A 15106-nucleotide genomic window follows, 5' to 3' on the forward strand; every position below is an offset into this window, starting at 1 on the left:
ATAGTATGAGCACCTCCGATAAGGATGAGTAGGGTTTCTCAGGCCCCCGTACTTCATCTTACGGAAGTGCTCTGTGTTTTTCAAAAGCGAAATTAACGCATTACAGGAATTCTTTGTTCCCGGGAAAAAACCTCTATCTTGCGTTTAAATCAATTTTTCCCGAGAACAACAGCGGCTGGAAGGGGATACCCCACCGGAGTGCCACGTACAACTCTGAATTTTTTCAGGTTTCTCAAGCAAACTCAGGAGACTACGGTCTCCTTTTTTGCGACCCGGTGTGATATTATGAATCTTGCTTACAGTGCAGACGAAAGGCAGGGATGACAGGTGCCAGGCTGGATACGCTCATTATCTCTTTGCAACAAGCTGGTGCTGACGATCTTGATTTGCCTCGTGCTGCCTTCGGTCGTTTCCATGAACGTCTCGAACCTGCTGACGCGTGAAGTCGTCCGTAGCCAGGTGACGGATAATTCACAGGAAACGATGCGGCTGGTGAACCAGTTCGTATCGGCACAGCTAAAGAATATGCTGTACGTGATGAACTTCGTCCAATTCGACGAAGAGCTTCAGGTGTCCGTGCGGGAGCTGGGCCGAAGCGAGGAGCACACACAGGGCGATGTTTTGGCTTACAAGCAAAAAATTTCGAAACGGCTGGATACGGTATTGAACTCGCTCGGGCACATGAATGTGACCGTCCTGCTGCCCAATAAACAATACGTTGCTTCCTACACGACCTTTACCTTTGATCCGAGCAGTTTGTTTCATAAAAGCTGGTTCGGTGAGCTGGACAAAGTATCCGGCTATAACGCGATGTGGGTCGGTGCAGAGCCGAACTACGACCCAGAGGCGAAGAAGCCCTATTTATTGACGGCAGCCAAACCGCTTCGCATGAATTCGCTAACCTATGGGTATGTCGTCGTCAGCCTGGAAATGGATTCGATCCAGCGGCTGTTCGATCAATATCAAGCGAATGATTCGATGATGATTATAGATGGCGCGGGGAAGATCGTGATCGATAAGGATTCATCGAAGATCGGTCAGCCCTTTCCTTATTTTTCCGAGCTTCCTTCGGACAACCAAGTCTCTTTCCTGAAGGTGGACGGCGAGGAATATATACTGCTTCAGGATCAGATTACTCCCGTATGGAAGCTGGTCAGCATGAGCCCTTATAAGAAAGCGGCACAGAGAATCGAATCGATCCGCCGGAGCGATTTTATGATCCAGCTGGGTTCTCTGGTACTGTTCGCCATCCTGCTTTTGTATATGGTCCGCGCTTTGACGAAACCGATTGCAAGACTGGTCCGGACGGTCGCACGGATTGAGTCCGGCCAGCTGAGAGAGCGGTCGAACTTGAGCGGAGCGGATGAGATTGGCAGGCTCGGCTACGTTTTCGATCGAATGCTGGATAGGATCGAGCAGACGCTGGAGGACAACCGTAGGGAGCAGGAGCTGAAGCGGAAGGCGGAGCTTGCGATGCTGCAGGCGCAAATCAACCCGCATTTTTTGTTCAATGTGCTAAACTCCATTCGGCTAAAAATTATGATGAAGGGGGACGAGGATAATGCGGAGCTGATCAGCTCCTTATCTTCGCTCCTCCGAATGACGATCCATCGAAATAACGAGTACATTCCCCTCCATGAAGAGATCGAAATTATCGAGCACTACATCCGGCTGCTCAATTCGCGTCATGGTGACCGGGTGCAGCTTCACGTTCAAGCCGCCTCCGATTCCTTGATGCAGGAGGTGCCGAGGTTTATTTTGCAGCCGTTGATTGAGAACGCATACCTTCACGGCTTGAAGAGCAAATCAGGCGAAATTACGATCGCTTCCCGGATTTGTCCGGATGGACGGCTTCAGGTGGAGGTTATCGATTCCGGAGTCGGCATGTCGAAGGAGCAGCTGGAGGCGCTGCAAGCGCAGCTTGAATCCGCCCCTCACGCATCCCAAACCGGCCGGCGGGGCTCTACACTCTCCGGGATCGGGCTCACCAATGTGTTTGAACGATTAAAGATAATGTACGGCCAGCAATTCGATTTTGAGATTAACAACAGGTCGGGGCAAGGCACGCAAATTGTGCTGCGTTTTCCGGGTTCAGGGAAGGATAATGGATAATGTACACCTTATGTATCGTTGACGATGATATTCCTGTATTGGAATTTTTGAACGCTTCCATGCCTTGGGAGCAGCTGGGGTTTCAATTAATCGGGACGTACCATGATCCGCTGGAAGCGTTGAACGTAGGACAACAGAGCAGGCCCGATGCGATTATAAGCGATATAGGAATGCCGGGGATGGATGGGCTGGAACTTATTCGCCGATTGCGGGAAGGTCATCCCGGACTTAAGGCGGTGATTCTGTCCTGCCACGACGAATTTCCGTATGCACAGGCAGCGGTAAAGCTTGGTGTCAGCGAGTACGTGCTGAAGGAAACGATGAACGTACGGATCATTACCGAGGTACTGGAGCGGCTGAAGGAGCAGCTGGATGCGGAGTCGAGCCAGCGTTCCAAAAGCCGGATGCTGGAGCGGGAGCTGGAACAAAGCCGCAGTGCCTCCAAGCGCAGCTTCATTCGCGGCATCGTCAACGAGCCGCTGCTGGATCCCGGGGAATGGAGACGGAAGGCGGAGGAATTCGGCATTCGGCTGGAGCAGCAGTCCGTACTTCCTGTGTTCGGCTATGTGAACCGGATGAAGGAAGCGGGGGATCGGTACCAATCGAAGGACTTATTCGCCTATACTATCGAAAATATTATTCAGGAAATGCTGAACGACCGCAAGGAAATCGCTCTGTTTACGTACGATACCGGAGAAGTTATCCTGCTGTTTCCGTATTATTCGCAGCTGCATATCCAAAACGTTCAGAAAGTCGAACAGAAGCTGAGGGACATCCAATCCAGCCTGCAGCATTATGCCAAGGTTTCGTTTTCCTTTTTGACCGGCAGCCCGGTGAAGGAGGTCCGTTCCCTCAAGGATCAGCTCCAGCGCATGACCGGAACGAGAAACGCACGGTTTTATTTGCCGGAGTCATCGGTCATCCAGCTCGACCATGTCAGCGACAGGTTCGGCCAAGGGGATTTGCTGCTGACACAGTACATGACGGCGCTCGAGGAGCTGCGGCGCACAGTGTTCGAACAGCAAACCGATCGGATCGCGGCATTCGTGGCCAAATGGATCGACTTTGTACAGTACCACCGGTTTCACCCGATGGAGGTGAAGGAGTGGCTGTTAAAAATGATCCTTGACGTGCGGATGCGGCTCAAGTCGCTCCAGCATTACCAATCCTCCTTCTCGTCGGAGCTGCTTCACCATGACATGCTGGAGTTCACGTCCTTGCGTGAGGTGGAGGCATGGCTGAGAACGTACTTGCAGCAAGCGGTGGAATGGGCGGGCCGAGTCTATGAGGAGTCGCATAACCGCGAAATCGCGGAATGCCAGCGCTATGTTTATAATCATTTGGACCGAAAAATATCGCTCGAAGAAGCGGCGGCTCATTTGCACCTGCATCCAAGCTATTTAAGCCGGCTGTTTAAAAGGGAGACCGGAGAAAATTTCGTTGAATACGTGACCCGGATGCGGATGGAAAAAGCAAAGGAATTGCTTGTGATGACAGACAAGACGATAGAGGAAATTGCCGAGCTGCTCGGCTATGATAATAAAAATTATTTCGGCAAGCTGTTCAAGGCCCAGACAGGCGTGGTTCCGAACGCCTATCGATCGAGCCGAAAAGGGTAGAGGCCAAGCTTCCAAAGCGCAATTACTTATACAAAGCTCTGAACCGGGCCGGCGAAACCTCATTCCATAGCCGGAACATTTTACTGAAATGAAATTCATCGGCAAAGCCGCAGGCGGCCGCGATTGCCTTCAGAGGTTCCTCCGTCAGCAGCAGCAGTGTTTTGGCTTTCTCATTACGAATCCGGTTCAAATATTCCTTGGGGGAGAAGCCTGTGTACTGCACGAACATTTTGCGCAGCTGAGACACCGAGATGTGGAAGCTCCGGGCCAGCTCCTCCATCTTGAGAGGGCGGTTGTAGCAGGTCTCTATCCAAAGCTTGGCTTGCTCGAAGGCGTTCCTATACGGATCTGCCGGGGCATTCGCAGCTTGTATGGAGTGAATCAGCCTTGAAAGCACATACTGAAACTCCGCCTGTCTTTCATTCGGATCCCTGCTCTGGAGCGACCATAGCTGCTTGAATTGCTCGTGAATCCAAATCGCCTGTTCATGGGAAAACTGCCTGACAAACGGCAGGGAAAGCGTGTCCAGGTACACGGGCTTCTGCCAGGCTTGCTGCTCATAGGACACGTCCATGGCATCGAATAAGAGCATGCGGATATATAGAGGCTGGTGCGCGGACGACGACATCGCTAGTGTCAATCCTGGCTTCAGATACAGCAGGGTCCCGGCCTTCACCTGGATGGGCTTTTCCTCCGGCGTGTGCGAGAATTCGCCTTCCCCGCTCATAATCCAATACAGCGAATGAACATCTACCGTATTCCGAATATCCCTCCAGCCTGCAACAGGCAGCTTCTCATAAGCCAGACGCTGATGATAGATTCTGTGTGTATGATGTTCCATCCTGACCCCACCTGTATAGCGATTTTGACAAATGCTTGTCTCTTTTGTCCATAGCTGATGCTATTTCCTTCATGATACACTTTTCGAAAAAAGCAGGAAAGGGGCTTTTCCTTTGATACGTACTTTTCGCCAGCACATCCTTCGTAAAACCCGTCTGCTGGACGGCTTATGGGACTTTGTCACTGATCCCGGTAATGTCGGCCAAACAGAAGCGTGGTACAACAATTACCCATCCGGTTCCCGCAAGCTTGTGGTTCCCTCCTGCTGGAATAATGAGTTAGGCTTGTTCGATTATATCGGTGCCGCGTGGTATCGTACTTATTTTGACATAACACAGGAAAGCAGCATCCGGTTAGTGTTCGAGGGCATTATGCATCATGCCGATATTTATGTTGATGGACAGCACGTCGGCAGCCATTTTGGCGGCTATACGCAGTTCAGTGTGGTGCTTCCGCATCTGACGCAAGGACGGCATGAGCTTATTGTTCGTGCAGACAGCACATTGGATTGGCAAACCCTGCCTACCGATGTGGCGGATTGGTATTCCTATGGCGGAATTATTCGTTCCGTAGAGCTTCAAGAGCTGCCCGACGTCTACATCGAATCATTGCAAATGGACTATCAGCTGACAAACGACCAAGCGGATATTTCCCTGCAGGTGCAGCTGCAATCATTAAGCAGCGAGGACAGTGAGATCGTCGTTAACGCCTCTACGGAAGGGCTGTCTTTTCCGGCTGCCGTAGTAAGCTTGTCTGCAGGACAAGCTGCGCAGGTAACGCTTCGAGGATGCTTAGACAATGTCCGCAAATGGGACGTCGGCCGTCCGGAATTATATCTGTTCACCATACAGGCAGGCGAAGACGATTACATCGACCGTACCGGCTTCCGAAGCGTTGAGGTGAGTGACGGCCAAATTCTTTTAAACGGCAAAAAGCTGTATCTGCAAGGCGTGAACCGCCACGAAGAGCATCCGGAATGGGGCTTTGCTTTCCCGCCCAAGCTCATGCTGAAGGATCTTGCGATTTTGCAGGATTTGGGCTGTAACATCGTTCGCGGCTCGCATTATCCGCAAAGCCAGTTCTGGATCGATCTGCTTGATGAGCACGGGATGCTCTTGTGGAGCGAAATTCCGATGTGGGGCTGTTTTATGAGCACGGAAACGCTGGCAAGCCCCCTGTTTGCGGAGCGAGGCGTCCGCATGCTGGATGAAATGATTACGCGTGACTATCATCATCCTTCCATCATTTTCTGGGGGGCTCATAACGAGATTGATACTCGAACCCAAGAGGCGCTTGAGCTTACCAAGAAATTCGTGGGCAAAATCCGCAGTATGGATCAAAGCCGTCTGGTTACTTACGCCACCATGCATCCGGAGGAAGATATCGTCTTGTCTTATTTCGATGTCATCGGAATCAACAAATACTACGGCTGGTACCAAGGGAGCGTCGACGGCTTCCGCGACATGCTGCAGAGCTATTACCGCAATGCCGAAGCACAAGGCGCTGGAGGGAAGCCTCTCATCATGAGCGAGTTTGGTGCGGCCGGTATATTCGGAGACACGGGCTGGGAGCCCCGCTTGTTCAGCGAGGATTATCAGGCGGATGTCGTGCAGCAGGCGCTTGAGATTTTCCGCGAGGATTCTCGCATTGTAGGTACTCTTATTTGGCATTTTGCCGATATCCGCGTCGATGTACGAAGCGACCGCCCGTATTTCCGCGATCGCGCAAGGAGCTTTAACAACAAAGGACTGCTGAACGAATATCGCAAGCCTAAGCTGGCCTATCGGCTGGTTAAGGAGATTTATCGAAGAGATCAATAGTGATCGATGGCAAGGCAGTCAGAGCGAAGGGAATTGCCGGTACATTGTATCCTATCCATATGGACAAAACGCTGATGTATTGGGGAGAAAAGTTTCCGAATGCCTTATTGTAAGGCGGAGCAACGTCCTGTATAATTTTGCCGTTGGGCAGCTTCGATGACCGCAACATCCAATATGAAGCTGCAGGAGGCGAGACGATGTCTTATTTATCCGTAAGTACATGGAGTCTGCACAGGCTGCTCGGTCCGCTCAGATGGACGCAGTGGGATCAGGAGACCGGCAGTCATATTACCCGCGAGCAGGATCAGCCGCAAGTCTTATCCTTGCTTGAACTGCCTGCCGAGGCTAGCTCCAGGGGGTACAGTGCCGCCGAAGTATGTCATTTTCATTTTCCTTCCACCGAACCGGACTATTTGCAGGAGCTGCGGCGTCAATTTGAAGCATCGAGCATTTCCTTCGACACGCTTCTTCTGGATTACGGCGATTTGTCTTCAGCCGATGAGAAGCGCTGCATGGCCGATTACCGTCTGGCGCAGCATTGGATCGAAGCAGCGGCACAGGCCGGAGCAAAGCGAATACGGGTTATTGCCGGGGATTCTCCGGCGAACGATGAAGAGGCCTTGCAACGCGCGGCAGCACGGTTGTCCAAGCTGCAGGAATATGCTTCCGTCCGCGGGGTCCAGGTTGTCACGGAAAATTTCCGCCCATTGACCTCCAATGGAGCTAACTGTTTACGGCTTCTGGAAAAGGGACATCATTCGTTCCGGATGATTACGGATTTCGGCAATTTCACGGGACAGGCCAAATATGACGAAATCTCAATGACGCTGCCCTACAGCGTATCCGTACATGCCAAGGCCCATTATGATGATGCCGGTATCCCTGATGAACCGGAATTCCGCAGCTGTCTGGAGCAGCTGAAGGCGACCGGTTATAACGGAGCCGTAGTGCTGATCTATGACGGCCCCGGCGATATGTGGGAAGGGCTGGAAAGAATACGGCGAATGGTTGAGCCTTATTTGTAGCATACCGCTCAGGAACTGCCAGCCTGAACTTCACCCCAATGTTAGAACCCAAAAACGATCCACGAATCCTATTGATTCGTGGACCTTTTATTAAACATTACTTTCAACAGCGGAAAGAGGGACATTTTTGTTTTCTAACACAATAATAGAACCGGGCTTCATTTTTTTAGTATTTTTCGTGTGGTTAACCAGTCGAAGAACCTCTTTACAACATTGCTTAGCACCTAATACTAATAACGGAACTCCTATAAAATCTATTTTTAGCCTTCTTGATAACAGCCCGCCCATTGTCATGGCAAACGGCACCGTCGGTGAAGTATTAGAAAACACGATGGTTTCATTGGTTTACAATTTATCTTGAAATATAATACTTAAATTTTTTAATGCTGGGACAACGACCTTTGACGATCCTCGCCCGACCGTATAAACCGAATCCCCGTTTTCGTCCACACCGTGAAAGATGAGCTTCCCCATATCTGAAGTTTGTAATTTGTTAAAATAATCCACGCTTAGGATTTCTTCTTTAGTAAGCTTTCGATTAACCGGCAATTTATTTAGATGATATGCCGCTGCCAGGGAAGTCGTATGTGTTCCGCCGTAATCATTATATATGTAAATCACGGGATCGCCCCTTTTTCCTTTTTATACTAATTAGGTTTATTATCGTCATTTATTTATTAAATCATTCGAAAGGTACGTTAGCCTACGACTATGCCAAACGGCTGCCACGGATGTTCGGCCTACTCTTGACATAAAGGTGGTTTTTTTTGGAAAATAGGGATGTTGGTATGGGATTACACCAATGGACGGAATTATCGTGGCATATACTCTAGACATGGGGTAATACCAAATCAATAAAAACATAACCTCTGAGCTATTTCTTAGCAGAATAACTAGCTCATTGAAAAAAAGAAGCAGAGGAGTAGACATGATGTGGAAAAAAATAGTAATCCTCATGCTATTCGGAGTCGGTATGCATCTCGGTCTGCTAACCGTACCAGGTAATGCCTATGAATATGCCGATACGCCAACAGAGCCAGCGGACGGTATTTTTATCCCGAAGCAGCTTACGATTATTGAAAACATGCCCTACTACGTTATCCCGAATGCGCTGCGCAATAAGCCGGAAGGCACCTTAGCACCACAAACGGTTGAAGTCGTCGAAGCGGAGGTCTATTGGGCGACATCAGGGAATTGGTGGAAAATCCATACGGACATCGGTGACCGATGGATCAAAACCGCTCCATGGCAAATTGAAGTCCCACCGCCCCCAATCCTGCACTTAATGTCTGAAACTCCGTTATTCGCGAAGCCATCGGAAGCAGGTGGTCAAACCGTGGCACTATCGCCCCAGGAAGTCGCCGTGGTCGATGCGGAAAAAGCTTGGTTTCGCCAAGCCGAAGGAGATTACAACCCGAAACGATGGATCAAAATCCATACAACGTGGCTAGGGGATCAATGGGTTCATTTGCATTTGGATGAGATCGGGAATCTTCAGCCTCTGGATCAGCGGGTTTTCTATCCGCGTATTAATTACAACAGCAAGCCGCATGTAGATTACATCACTTATCAATATGATGGATATTTGACCTCATCTTTCGTTCATCAAACAGCGAAATTCCGATCCGTGCTCGGAAGCGCTTATCAATTTGAAACCACACAAGGGTTAAAATGGGCATTTGGACCCGGCATGATCATAGCAACTGACAAGCAAATTCTCAAACGGGAGAAGCCAAGTCCTTTATTCGCCTATCCGGATGCGATGGCCGAGATTGCAGCAACGATACCTGCTGATGATTTGAATGTCGTCGAAACTACGACCAATTCGGATGCGCCGTGGGGTCCTGAGAACTGGTATCATGTCAAAAACGATCAAGCGGAAGGTTGGTTCAGCCCGACCTATGCAGAGCCCGAAGATGCCGTAGACGACACCGCTTCCCTTGATCTTAAGGCGAGCTCTACCGCCATCTACCGATTTCCGAATACAAGGATAACGCTGGACAATGGTCAAATTGGATCTCAAACCGTCTACCCTCTCGCCGCTTGGAATGCACCCTCCGGTACGCGCTGGTACAAAATTAACTCCTTTGTGGGCCAAGGTTGGATTGAAGTGAACCCTTATCTAGACCATGTCGTACTGAAGGGGCGAGAAAATGACATCCAGATTCGTTCAAAAACCTCCTATCAAGGGGTATTCTATCAGAACGAATCCGGAGTATTCACTTATGGTTCCGAGACGATCGGGGGTATGCTGAAAGGGGAACCGGTTTTCCGCTCAGCCTTTTTGGCCGGTCTATATCACTATGATCTATCCGGACCCGACTCCGAGGGCTGGTGGACCTTCAAGAACGCAGATGGTTATGCGGTACAACTAAAAGCCGGCGTACCGACAGCCAAGACCTTCTGGAACGGCAAGCTGGCGAATACAGTCAAGCTCACGGAAGCACCTGCCGCAGATCCGGATTCGAAACAAGGGGCTCCCCTTATAAGCTTAACCCACCTCAGGGTTTTGTTCGGTGTGACTACAGCCTACAACGATAAGGTTTCCTATGGAGACAAAAATGTGACGCTCAGCACCACGGAGTATGACATTTCCAGCTTTGACCTGCCGGTGAATGCGAATGCAGCTGCTAAGCTTCATCTTTCCGGGCTGCTGTATAAGGAATTGTACACGGATGAAAAGGCGATTGTCCCGCAATTGCAAATCGTTGTAAATAATAATGACCGTGAAGATGCAGATAGCCAATCCTCTATTCAACTTGAACAAATGAAGCGCCTCTACAATTTGGGTTATCAATATGGTTTATTGGATATCGGACTTGACGTTTTGTTAAAACCGGGGGTTAATCACCTCACAATCCAATGTAAAGTTGGGGAACGTATCTTCTTACAACGGGATTGGGACGTGACCGCGTCGGAAACATAAGGCACTCCTAAATCATTTATCAGCCCCTACGCTTCTTAATAACTCAACGAAGACGCGGCTGCCTGAGCAATTCGGCGGCCGCGTTATGCTAACGAAAAGGATAATTCAACAATTTCCACGAATAATTTCATATCTGGATATTTCAGGGAGTGAAGACTTGGAAACTTGTTTTTTATTAACCGGGAAGCCTCGTGCAGGCAAATCAACAGCTATAAAGCAAATCATTCAAAAAGTGGGTCCAGAATATTTTGGCGGTTTTTATACTGAAGAAATACGTAACCTGACAAATCGTACCGGATTTAATTGCGTGACGCTTAACGGCGAGAATGCATGTATTGCAAATGTTGATAGCGAAAGTTCGATAAGAATAGGGAGATATGGCGTTGACGTAGAAGCTTTCGAGAATGTCGCTTTAAAGGCAGTGGAGCTATCGTTAGAAACAAAGAGGATTACAGTTATTGACGAGATCGGTTTCATGCAAATGCTATCCGCCCCTTTTGAAAAAAAGATCCATGAAGTTATTTCGAGCTCTCGGCATGTTTTTATAGGAACAATTTGTGTAGATAGTCATCCGAGCATTGATAAAATAAAGAAACTGCCCGGGATAAAACTTTATCATCTGAATGAAGAAAATCGCGAGCTGATAACAGAAATAGTGGCAAATGATATTCTGAAGTTTTTGTAACACATTAGGTAAAATGTGGTGCAAGGAGGGGTTTTTATGGGTTCACGGTTGATGCATCTAATAATAGGTGAGATAGTCGCTTCTAGCCTTGATGTTATAAAAAACAAGAAAGATTTTTTAATTGGTTCAATTGCACCTGATGCTGCTTTCTCGTTTGAGAGGAAAGTTATTACTCATTATTTCGAAGGAGATGTGGACAAGAGAACGAGACAGGTCAATTATCGAAGATACATGGATACCTACTTAACAGATACAAAGGATGAGTATTCATTAGGATATTTGACACATTTAATTTCCGATAACATGTGGATGGAACATATTTATTATCCATATGAATTGAAACAGAAGCAAGATTTAGACCCGGCCTTTTTACAAAGATGGTATTCAGATTTTAGCAAAATGAATACAAAGCTGCTTTGTCATTATAATATGGGATACCTTAAAGATTGGTTGGAAATGGATTCTCTTCCGAGAGATATAGACGATATAACTCAAAACGACTTACAGAAATTTATTGAAGTGATGTACGGGGATTTTGAAATTATAGAAGAAAATAAAGACTGCAAACTGGAAGTATATCATTTTGATGACATTATCGAGTACATAAACTTATCGAAATCTAAGGCTATTGCCGTCATTGAAGAGATCACATCTGAATTCTAGTTAAAATAAAGCGGGGTGCAAAAAAACACCGGTCCCCTGCTTAAGGTTACCGGCGTTTCCATATCAGCGTTTCGGCATTTTGCTCTGATCCATGTACAGCAGGTTCCAGCGGTGTCCGTCCAGGTCGGCGAACCCTGCACCGTACATCCAGCCGTCCGTTTCACTCGGCTTGCTAAAGATGCTTCCTCCGGCAACCTCTACTTTTTGAATAAAGGCATCTACTTCTTCTCTGCTTTCAGCGCCAATGGAAAAAATGACCTCTGCGCTATGGGAGGTATCTGCGGTTTTTGCACCTGTAAAGTCCTCAAACGCCGCATCCGGGAAGAGCAGAATCGTTGTTTGGCCTATGGCAAGCTTGGCTCTCTCGTTACCAAAGCTCACCGCATGGAATCCAATCTCATTGAAAAAGGCAGTCGACCTCTCAACATCTTTGACCGGCAGGTTAATCCAAATCTCCTGTGACATGGCTGTAGCCTCCTGGAATATATTTTCAACTACTACTCCTACTATACTCTACTTCAGGCAGCAGAAGCGAATCTTATTAAAGAAGCCGCAGCCTAAATGATACAAGTAACATTTCAAGACCCAGGGGAACGACCAAACTGCCCGTCTGCCGAAAATTACAATAATAGACAGCATTTACATAAGAACGTATGTGCGATAAGATAGTCTTGTATATATATTCCAATAAAGTTTTGTAGTTGGATTATTTGGTTGTATCTGGTTAGTGTTATTTGGGGAGGGCGACGGAATGGACAAGAATTCAGTTTTAAGAACAAATATCATAGGTGGTGGCGAGGTTGGTGCCATCTCGGTCGACATGGATAAGAGTGCTGTTCATGAAACAAACAGCTTGTTTTGGGATACAAAAGGAAATGATGTTTTAGGAGCAACCTCACTTCCTCTATATGGTGCATTTGTCTCGGAAGAAAAATGCCAGCTTTTTGGCGATGTCTCAGGGAAAAAGATGCTGGAAATAGGCTGTGGAAGCGGTCAATCTTTGCAATATCTGGGGGAACGCAAAGCTTCTGAACTATGGGGTATGGATATATCGGAAAACCAAATCGAAAAGACAAAGCAACATTTGAAGGAGCGCGGTCTTTCAGCAAAATTAATCTGTTCTCCCATGGAAGAAGAATGTGGCATACCAGATGATTATTTTGACTTTGTTTATTCGATTTATGCCATAGGCTGGACAACCGACCTAGAGGGTACTTTTCGCCGGATTGCTTCTTACCTAAAAAAAGACGGCGTATTTATTTTCAGTTGGTCTCACCCTATACACAAATGTGTTGCTGCAGAAAATAATATGCTTGTTTTTAAAAAAAGTTATTTCGATGAATCTTGGTATTCGGTATCTCTTGGCGGAAGTACACTAACATTATCGGACCGTAAACTATCAACCTATGTGAATGCATTAGCAAAAACGGGATTTGTCATTGAGCAAATGATTGAGCAATCTGATGATGATATTATGCAATCACATAACAGCGATTTTGCAAAAAAAGCAAAGATGCTTCCTGTAACATTTGTAATCAAGGCAAGAAAACTATAGTATCCGTATGTTCAATAACCAAGCGGCAGCCTAGGTCTTATTTTCCAATCCAAGTCTGCCGCTTGTTTTAAGCGACGTAACACAATGGTTAGCGTACGGTTTTCGTGATTTGCTGTCTTTGCCCCATCAAGGGTTCGCAATACGAGCTTTTCTAATTCCTTCGATTTTGGTGAACGGGAATCTGCTTCCCTTGTGTCGCGATTTTGAATCCTTCATGAACTGACCATTCGGTGGTCATATGAAATTCATCATGTGCAAATCTCCATGTCATAGGAAAATAAGTAACACCTCTAAAGTTCAACACGGGATATGGTTCACGCGTGTTATCAATGGTCTTACCGTTGACCTTAATTTCATAGGACGGTAAAACGGCAGAAAAATGGGTTTCAATATTTTCATGGTCTGAATCTTGCTGTTTCAATTCACTAACCGCATCTCCCCCATTTTCAATGTCCAATCCTGAATCCGGATTCCAAGTTATAGAAAGACCCAAACCTTGGGCATAATTCCATGTCATTGGGAAATACGTGGTATCTTTATAAAGCAGCAACGGATACGCTGAATATGTTTCATTAACATTAATCCTCGTTCCATTCACTTCAACGGGGAAATTCGGACGCTGAACATTAATGGGTTCTATACCCCTCGCCGATGCACAAGTAGCGAATGGAAGAATGGCAACAGACAGAGCGATAGGAGCATATAAGCTGCGTAATAATTTATTCAAATTTAACCTCCCTTAAAACACAGGTTGATAAATACGATCGTTTTCACATTCTGAATTTCATAATACGGTTTAGCGTTAATTAATACGCATGAAAGCAATTATTGTTACGTTCACAAGGGCCATATTTGCAAAAATTCCAACTTTTGGTTCAGGAATGGGTGTATACCAGTGGAAAATACGACAATAGAAGCTTATATACCCGAAAGGGATAAAGCCGCTATCAGAATCATGCTAAGTAAGGATGAATACTTTGACGAGACATTCCACACGAATGAAGCAAATGTTCGGGATGGTATATTTGTTGCTCGTTACAACGGCTTAACCGTAGGTTTTCTTTCCTTAACTAATTACAAGCGAGGGCGAGGAGCTGGAACGACAATATTCGTCAGTGAAGAATACAGAAGAATGGGTATTGGTAGCAAACTTATTAAGAAGGCAGACAAATTGCTTTCACAATACGATGCAGTAGAACGTTCAGAGGGTGCATGTAAAGATGGTGACCGTTCTTCTTTGCAATTTTTATATAAGAATGGCTATTACATAAATCATTCTATGTACTTCATGGAACGTGAAGGGGAACCTCTTACTGAGAGTCATTTTTCGATTAGGCAATATGAAGATGATGATTATCTAACATGGCATAGTATTAGCCAAATGGCTTTTTACAAAATGCGTGAGCACGTCGGTATCCTCCCATCATTTTATTATTCTTCTTCAGAAGGTGAACGGAAGAGTTTGTTAGAAAATAAAAACAACAAATTCGTGATGCTTGTTGACAGTGAAATAGTGGCAATCGGCGGAATTACCGCCGGGAATGAGTTACATCATATTGCTGTTCGGACTGATCTTCAATCGAGAGGATACGGAAGAGCTATTGTATCATTTCTAGTTAATGAAGTTATGCGTCGCGGCGAAAAAACGGTGAAGCTCTGGGTTGTCAAAGGTAATCCTGCGAAAAATTTATATGATCGCCTTGGCTTTAAAGAAAAGTCATTATACCATTTTGTGAATAGATATTATAGACCGGATAGTCGATTGAGCAGACCGCCAAAAGAGGGTATGGAAAGTAGTTCTTCATTACATTAACGGGTACGATCCATGATTAAGCCGTCGGGTACGCTTGGGGATGCAGCC

At 46.8% G+C, this 15106-nt stretch carries 12 protein-coding genes and 1 pseudogene; 9 read left to right on the plus strand and 4 right to left on the minus strand.

Annotation, left to right across the window (positions count from 1 at the left end):
• The first annotated feature begins 327 nt into the window (after window positions 1-327).
• Window positions 328-2112 carry a sensor histidine kinase gene (locus GGC63_RS35150; RefSeq protein ID WP_192703505.1) on the plus strand — a complete coding sequence of 595 codons (1785 nt, stop codon included), beginning with the start codon at window positions 328-330 and terminating at the stop codon, window positions 2110-2112.
• On the plus strand, window positions 2112-3731 hold the full coding sequence (locus GGC63_RS18210; RefSeq protein ID WP_192703506.1) for a helix-turn-helix domain-containing protein: 1620 nt from the start codon (window positions 2112-2114) through the stop codon (window positions 3729-3731). Before GGC63_RS35150 ends, GGC63_RS18210 begins: the two co-directional genes overlap by 1 nt.
• Window positions 3732-3753: 22 nt before the next feature.
• Here the strand turns inward: GGC63_RS18210 and GGC63_RS18215 are convergent, their stop codons facing one another.
• A complete protein-coding gene (locus tag GGC63_RS18215; RefSeq protein WP_192703507.1) occupies window positions 3754-4572 on the minus strand; it encodes a helix-turn-helix transcriptional regulator in 819 nt (272 codons plus the stop codon).
• Between the two features lie 112 nt (window positions 4573-4684).
• Between GGC63_RS18215 and GGC63_RS18220 the strand changes: the two genes are divergently transcribed.
• Together GGC63_RS18220 and GGC63_RS18225 are read left to right on the plus strand one after the other, a co-directional pair.
• Window positions 4685-6391, plus strand: a complete 1707-nt coding sequence (locus GGC63_RS18220) for a glycoside hydrolase family 2 protein (protein ID WP_192703508.1) — start codon at window positions 4685-4687, stop codon at window positions 6389-6391.
• Window positions 6392-6588: 197 nt separating this feature from the next.
• Window positions 6589-7416, plus strand: a complete 828-nt coding sequence (locus GGC63_RS18225) for a sugar phosphate isomerase/epimerase family protein (protein WP_192703509.1) — start codon at window positions 6589-6591, stop codon at window positions 7414-7416.
• A 90-nt stretch (window positions 7417-7506) separates the two neighbouring features.
• Here GGC63_RS18225 and GGC63_RS18230 read toward each other — a convergent pair.
• Window positions 7507-8037: pseudogene (locus GGC63_RS18230) on the minus strand (DUF3189 family protein).
• Window positions 8038-8344: 307 nt separating this feature from the next.
• Here GGC63_RS18230 and GGC63_RS18235 point away from each other — a divergent pair.
• The 3 genes from GGC63_RS18235 (at window position 8345) to GGC63_RS18245 (ending at window position 11690) form a co-directional block, all read left to right on the plus strand.
• Complete coding sequence (locus tag GGC63_RS18235) at window positions 8345-10342, plus strand: hypothetical protein (protein WP_192703510.1); 1998 nt, start codon at window positions 8345-8347, stop codon at window positions 10340-10342.
• 85 nt (window positions 10343-10427) lie between these two features.
• Window positions 10428-11027, plus strand: a complete 600-nt coding sequence (locus GGC63_RS18240) for a nucleoside-triphosphatase (protein WP_192703511.1) — start codon at window positions 10428-10430, stop codon at window positions 11025-11027.
• Window positions 11028-11063: 36 nt separating this feature from the next.
• Window positions 11064-11690, plus strand: a complete 627-nt coding sequence (locus GGC63_RS18245; RefSeq protein WP_192703512.1) for a zinc dependent phospholipase C family protein — start codon at window positions 11064-11066, stop codon at window positions 11688-11690.
• 63 nt (window positions 11691-11753) lie between these two features.
• Here the strand turns inward: GGC63_RS18245 and GGC63_RS18250 are convergent, their stop codons facing one another.
• The gene (locus GGC63_RS18250) at window positions 11754-12155 is read right to left on the minus strand and encodes a VOC family protein (protein WP_192703513.1); all 402 of its coding nucleotides are present in this window, start codon (window positions 12153-12155) and stop codon (window positions 11754-11756) included.
• A 286-nt stretch (window positions 12156-12441) separates the two neighbouring features.
• On the opposite strand from GGC63_RS18250, the gene GGC63_RS18255 reads away from it, so the two are divergent.
• On the plus strand, window positions 12442-13245 hold the full coding sequence (locus GGC63_RS18255) for a class I SAM-dependent methyltransferase (RefSeq protein WP_192703514.1): 804 nt from the start codon (window positions 12442-12444) through the stop codon (window positions 13243-13245).
• A 151-nt stretch (window positions 13246-13396) separates the two neighbouring features.
• On the opposite strand, the gene GGC63_RS18260 is transcribed toward GGC63_RS18255, so the two are convergent.
• Window positions 13397-13972 carry a hypothetical protein gene (locus GGC63_RS18260; protein ID WP_192703515.1) on the minus strand — a complete coding sequence of 192 codons (576 nt, stop codon included), beginning with the start codon at window positions 13970-13972 and terminating at the stop codon, window positions 13397-13399.
• A 168-nt stretch (window positions 13973-14140) separates the two neighbouring features.
• On the opposite strand from GGC63_RS18260, the gene GGC63_RS18265 reads away from it, so the two are divergent.
• Entirely contained in the window at window positions 14141-15058 is a 918-nt protein-coding gene (locus GGC63_RS18265) for a GNAT family N-acetyltransferase (protein ID WP_192703516.1), read from the plus strand.
• The last annotated feature ends 48 nt before the right edge of the window (window positions 15059-15106 follow it).

Origin of the sequence: Paenibacillus sp. OAS669 (genome assembly GCF_014873645.1) — a bacterium.
Taxonomy (GTDB): Bacteria; Bacillota; Bacilli; order Paenibacillales; family NBRC-103111; genus Paenibacillus_S; species Paenibacillus_S vulneris.

Excerpts from the sequence above, each read along its gene's own strand:
- GGC63_RS18250 (WP_192703513.1), bottom strand. The coding sequence starts at position 12,155 with ATGTCACAGGAGATTTGGATTAACCTGCCGGTCAAAGATGTTGAGAGG.
- GGC63_RS18215 (WP_192703507.1), bottom strand. The coding sequence starts at position 4,572 with ATGGAACATCATACACACAGAATCTATCATCAGCGTCTGGCTTATGAG.
- GGC63_RS18245 (WP_192703512.1), top strand. The coding sequence starts at position 11,064 with ATGGGTTCACGGTTGATGCATCTAATAATAGGTGAGATAGTCGCTTCT.
- GGC63_RS18235 (WP_192703510.1), top strand. The coding sequence starts at position 8,345 with ATGATGTGGAAAAAAATAGTAATCCTCATGCTATTCGGAGTCGGTATG.
- GGC63_RS18210 (WP_192703506.1), top strand. The coding sequence starts at position 2,112 with ATGTACACCTTATGTATCGTTGACGATGATATTCCTGTATTGGAATTT.
- GGC63_RS18225 (WP_192703509.1), top strand. The coding sequence starts at position 6,589 with ATGTCTTATTTATCCGTAAGTACATGGAGTCTGCACAGGCTGCTCGGT.
- GGC63_RS18240 (WP_192703511.1), top strand. The coding sequence starts at position 10,428 with ATGCTAACGAAAAGGATAATTCAACAATTTCCACGAATAATTTCATAT.
- GGC63_RS18255 (WP_192703514.1), top strand. The coding sequence starts at position 12,442 with ATGGACAAGAATTCAGTTTTAAGAACAAATATCATAGGTGGTGGCGAG.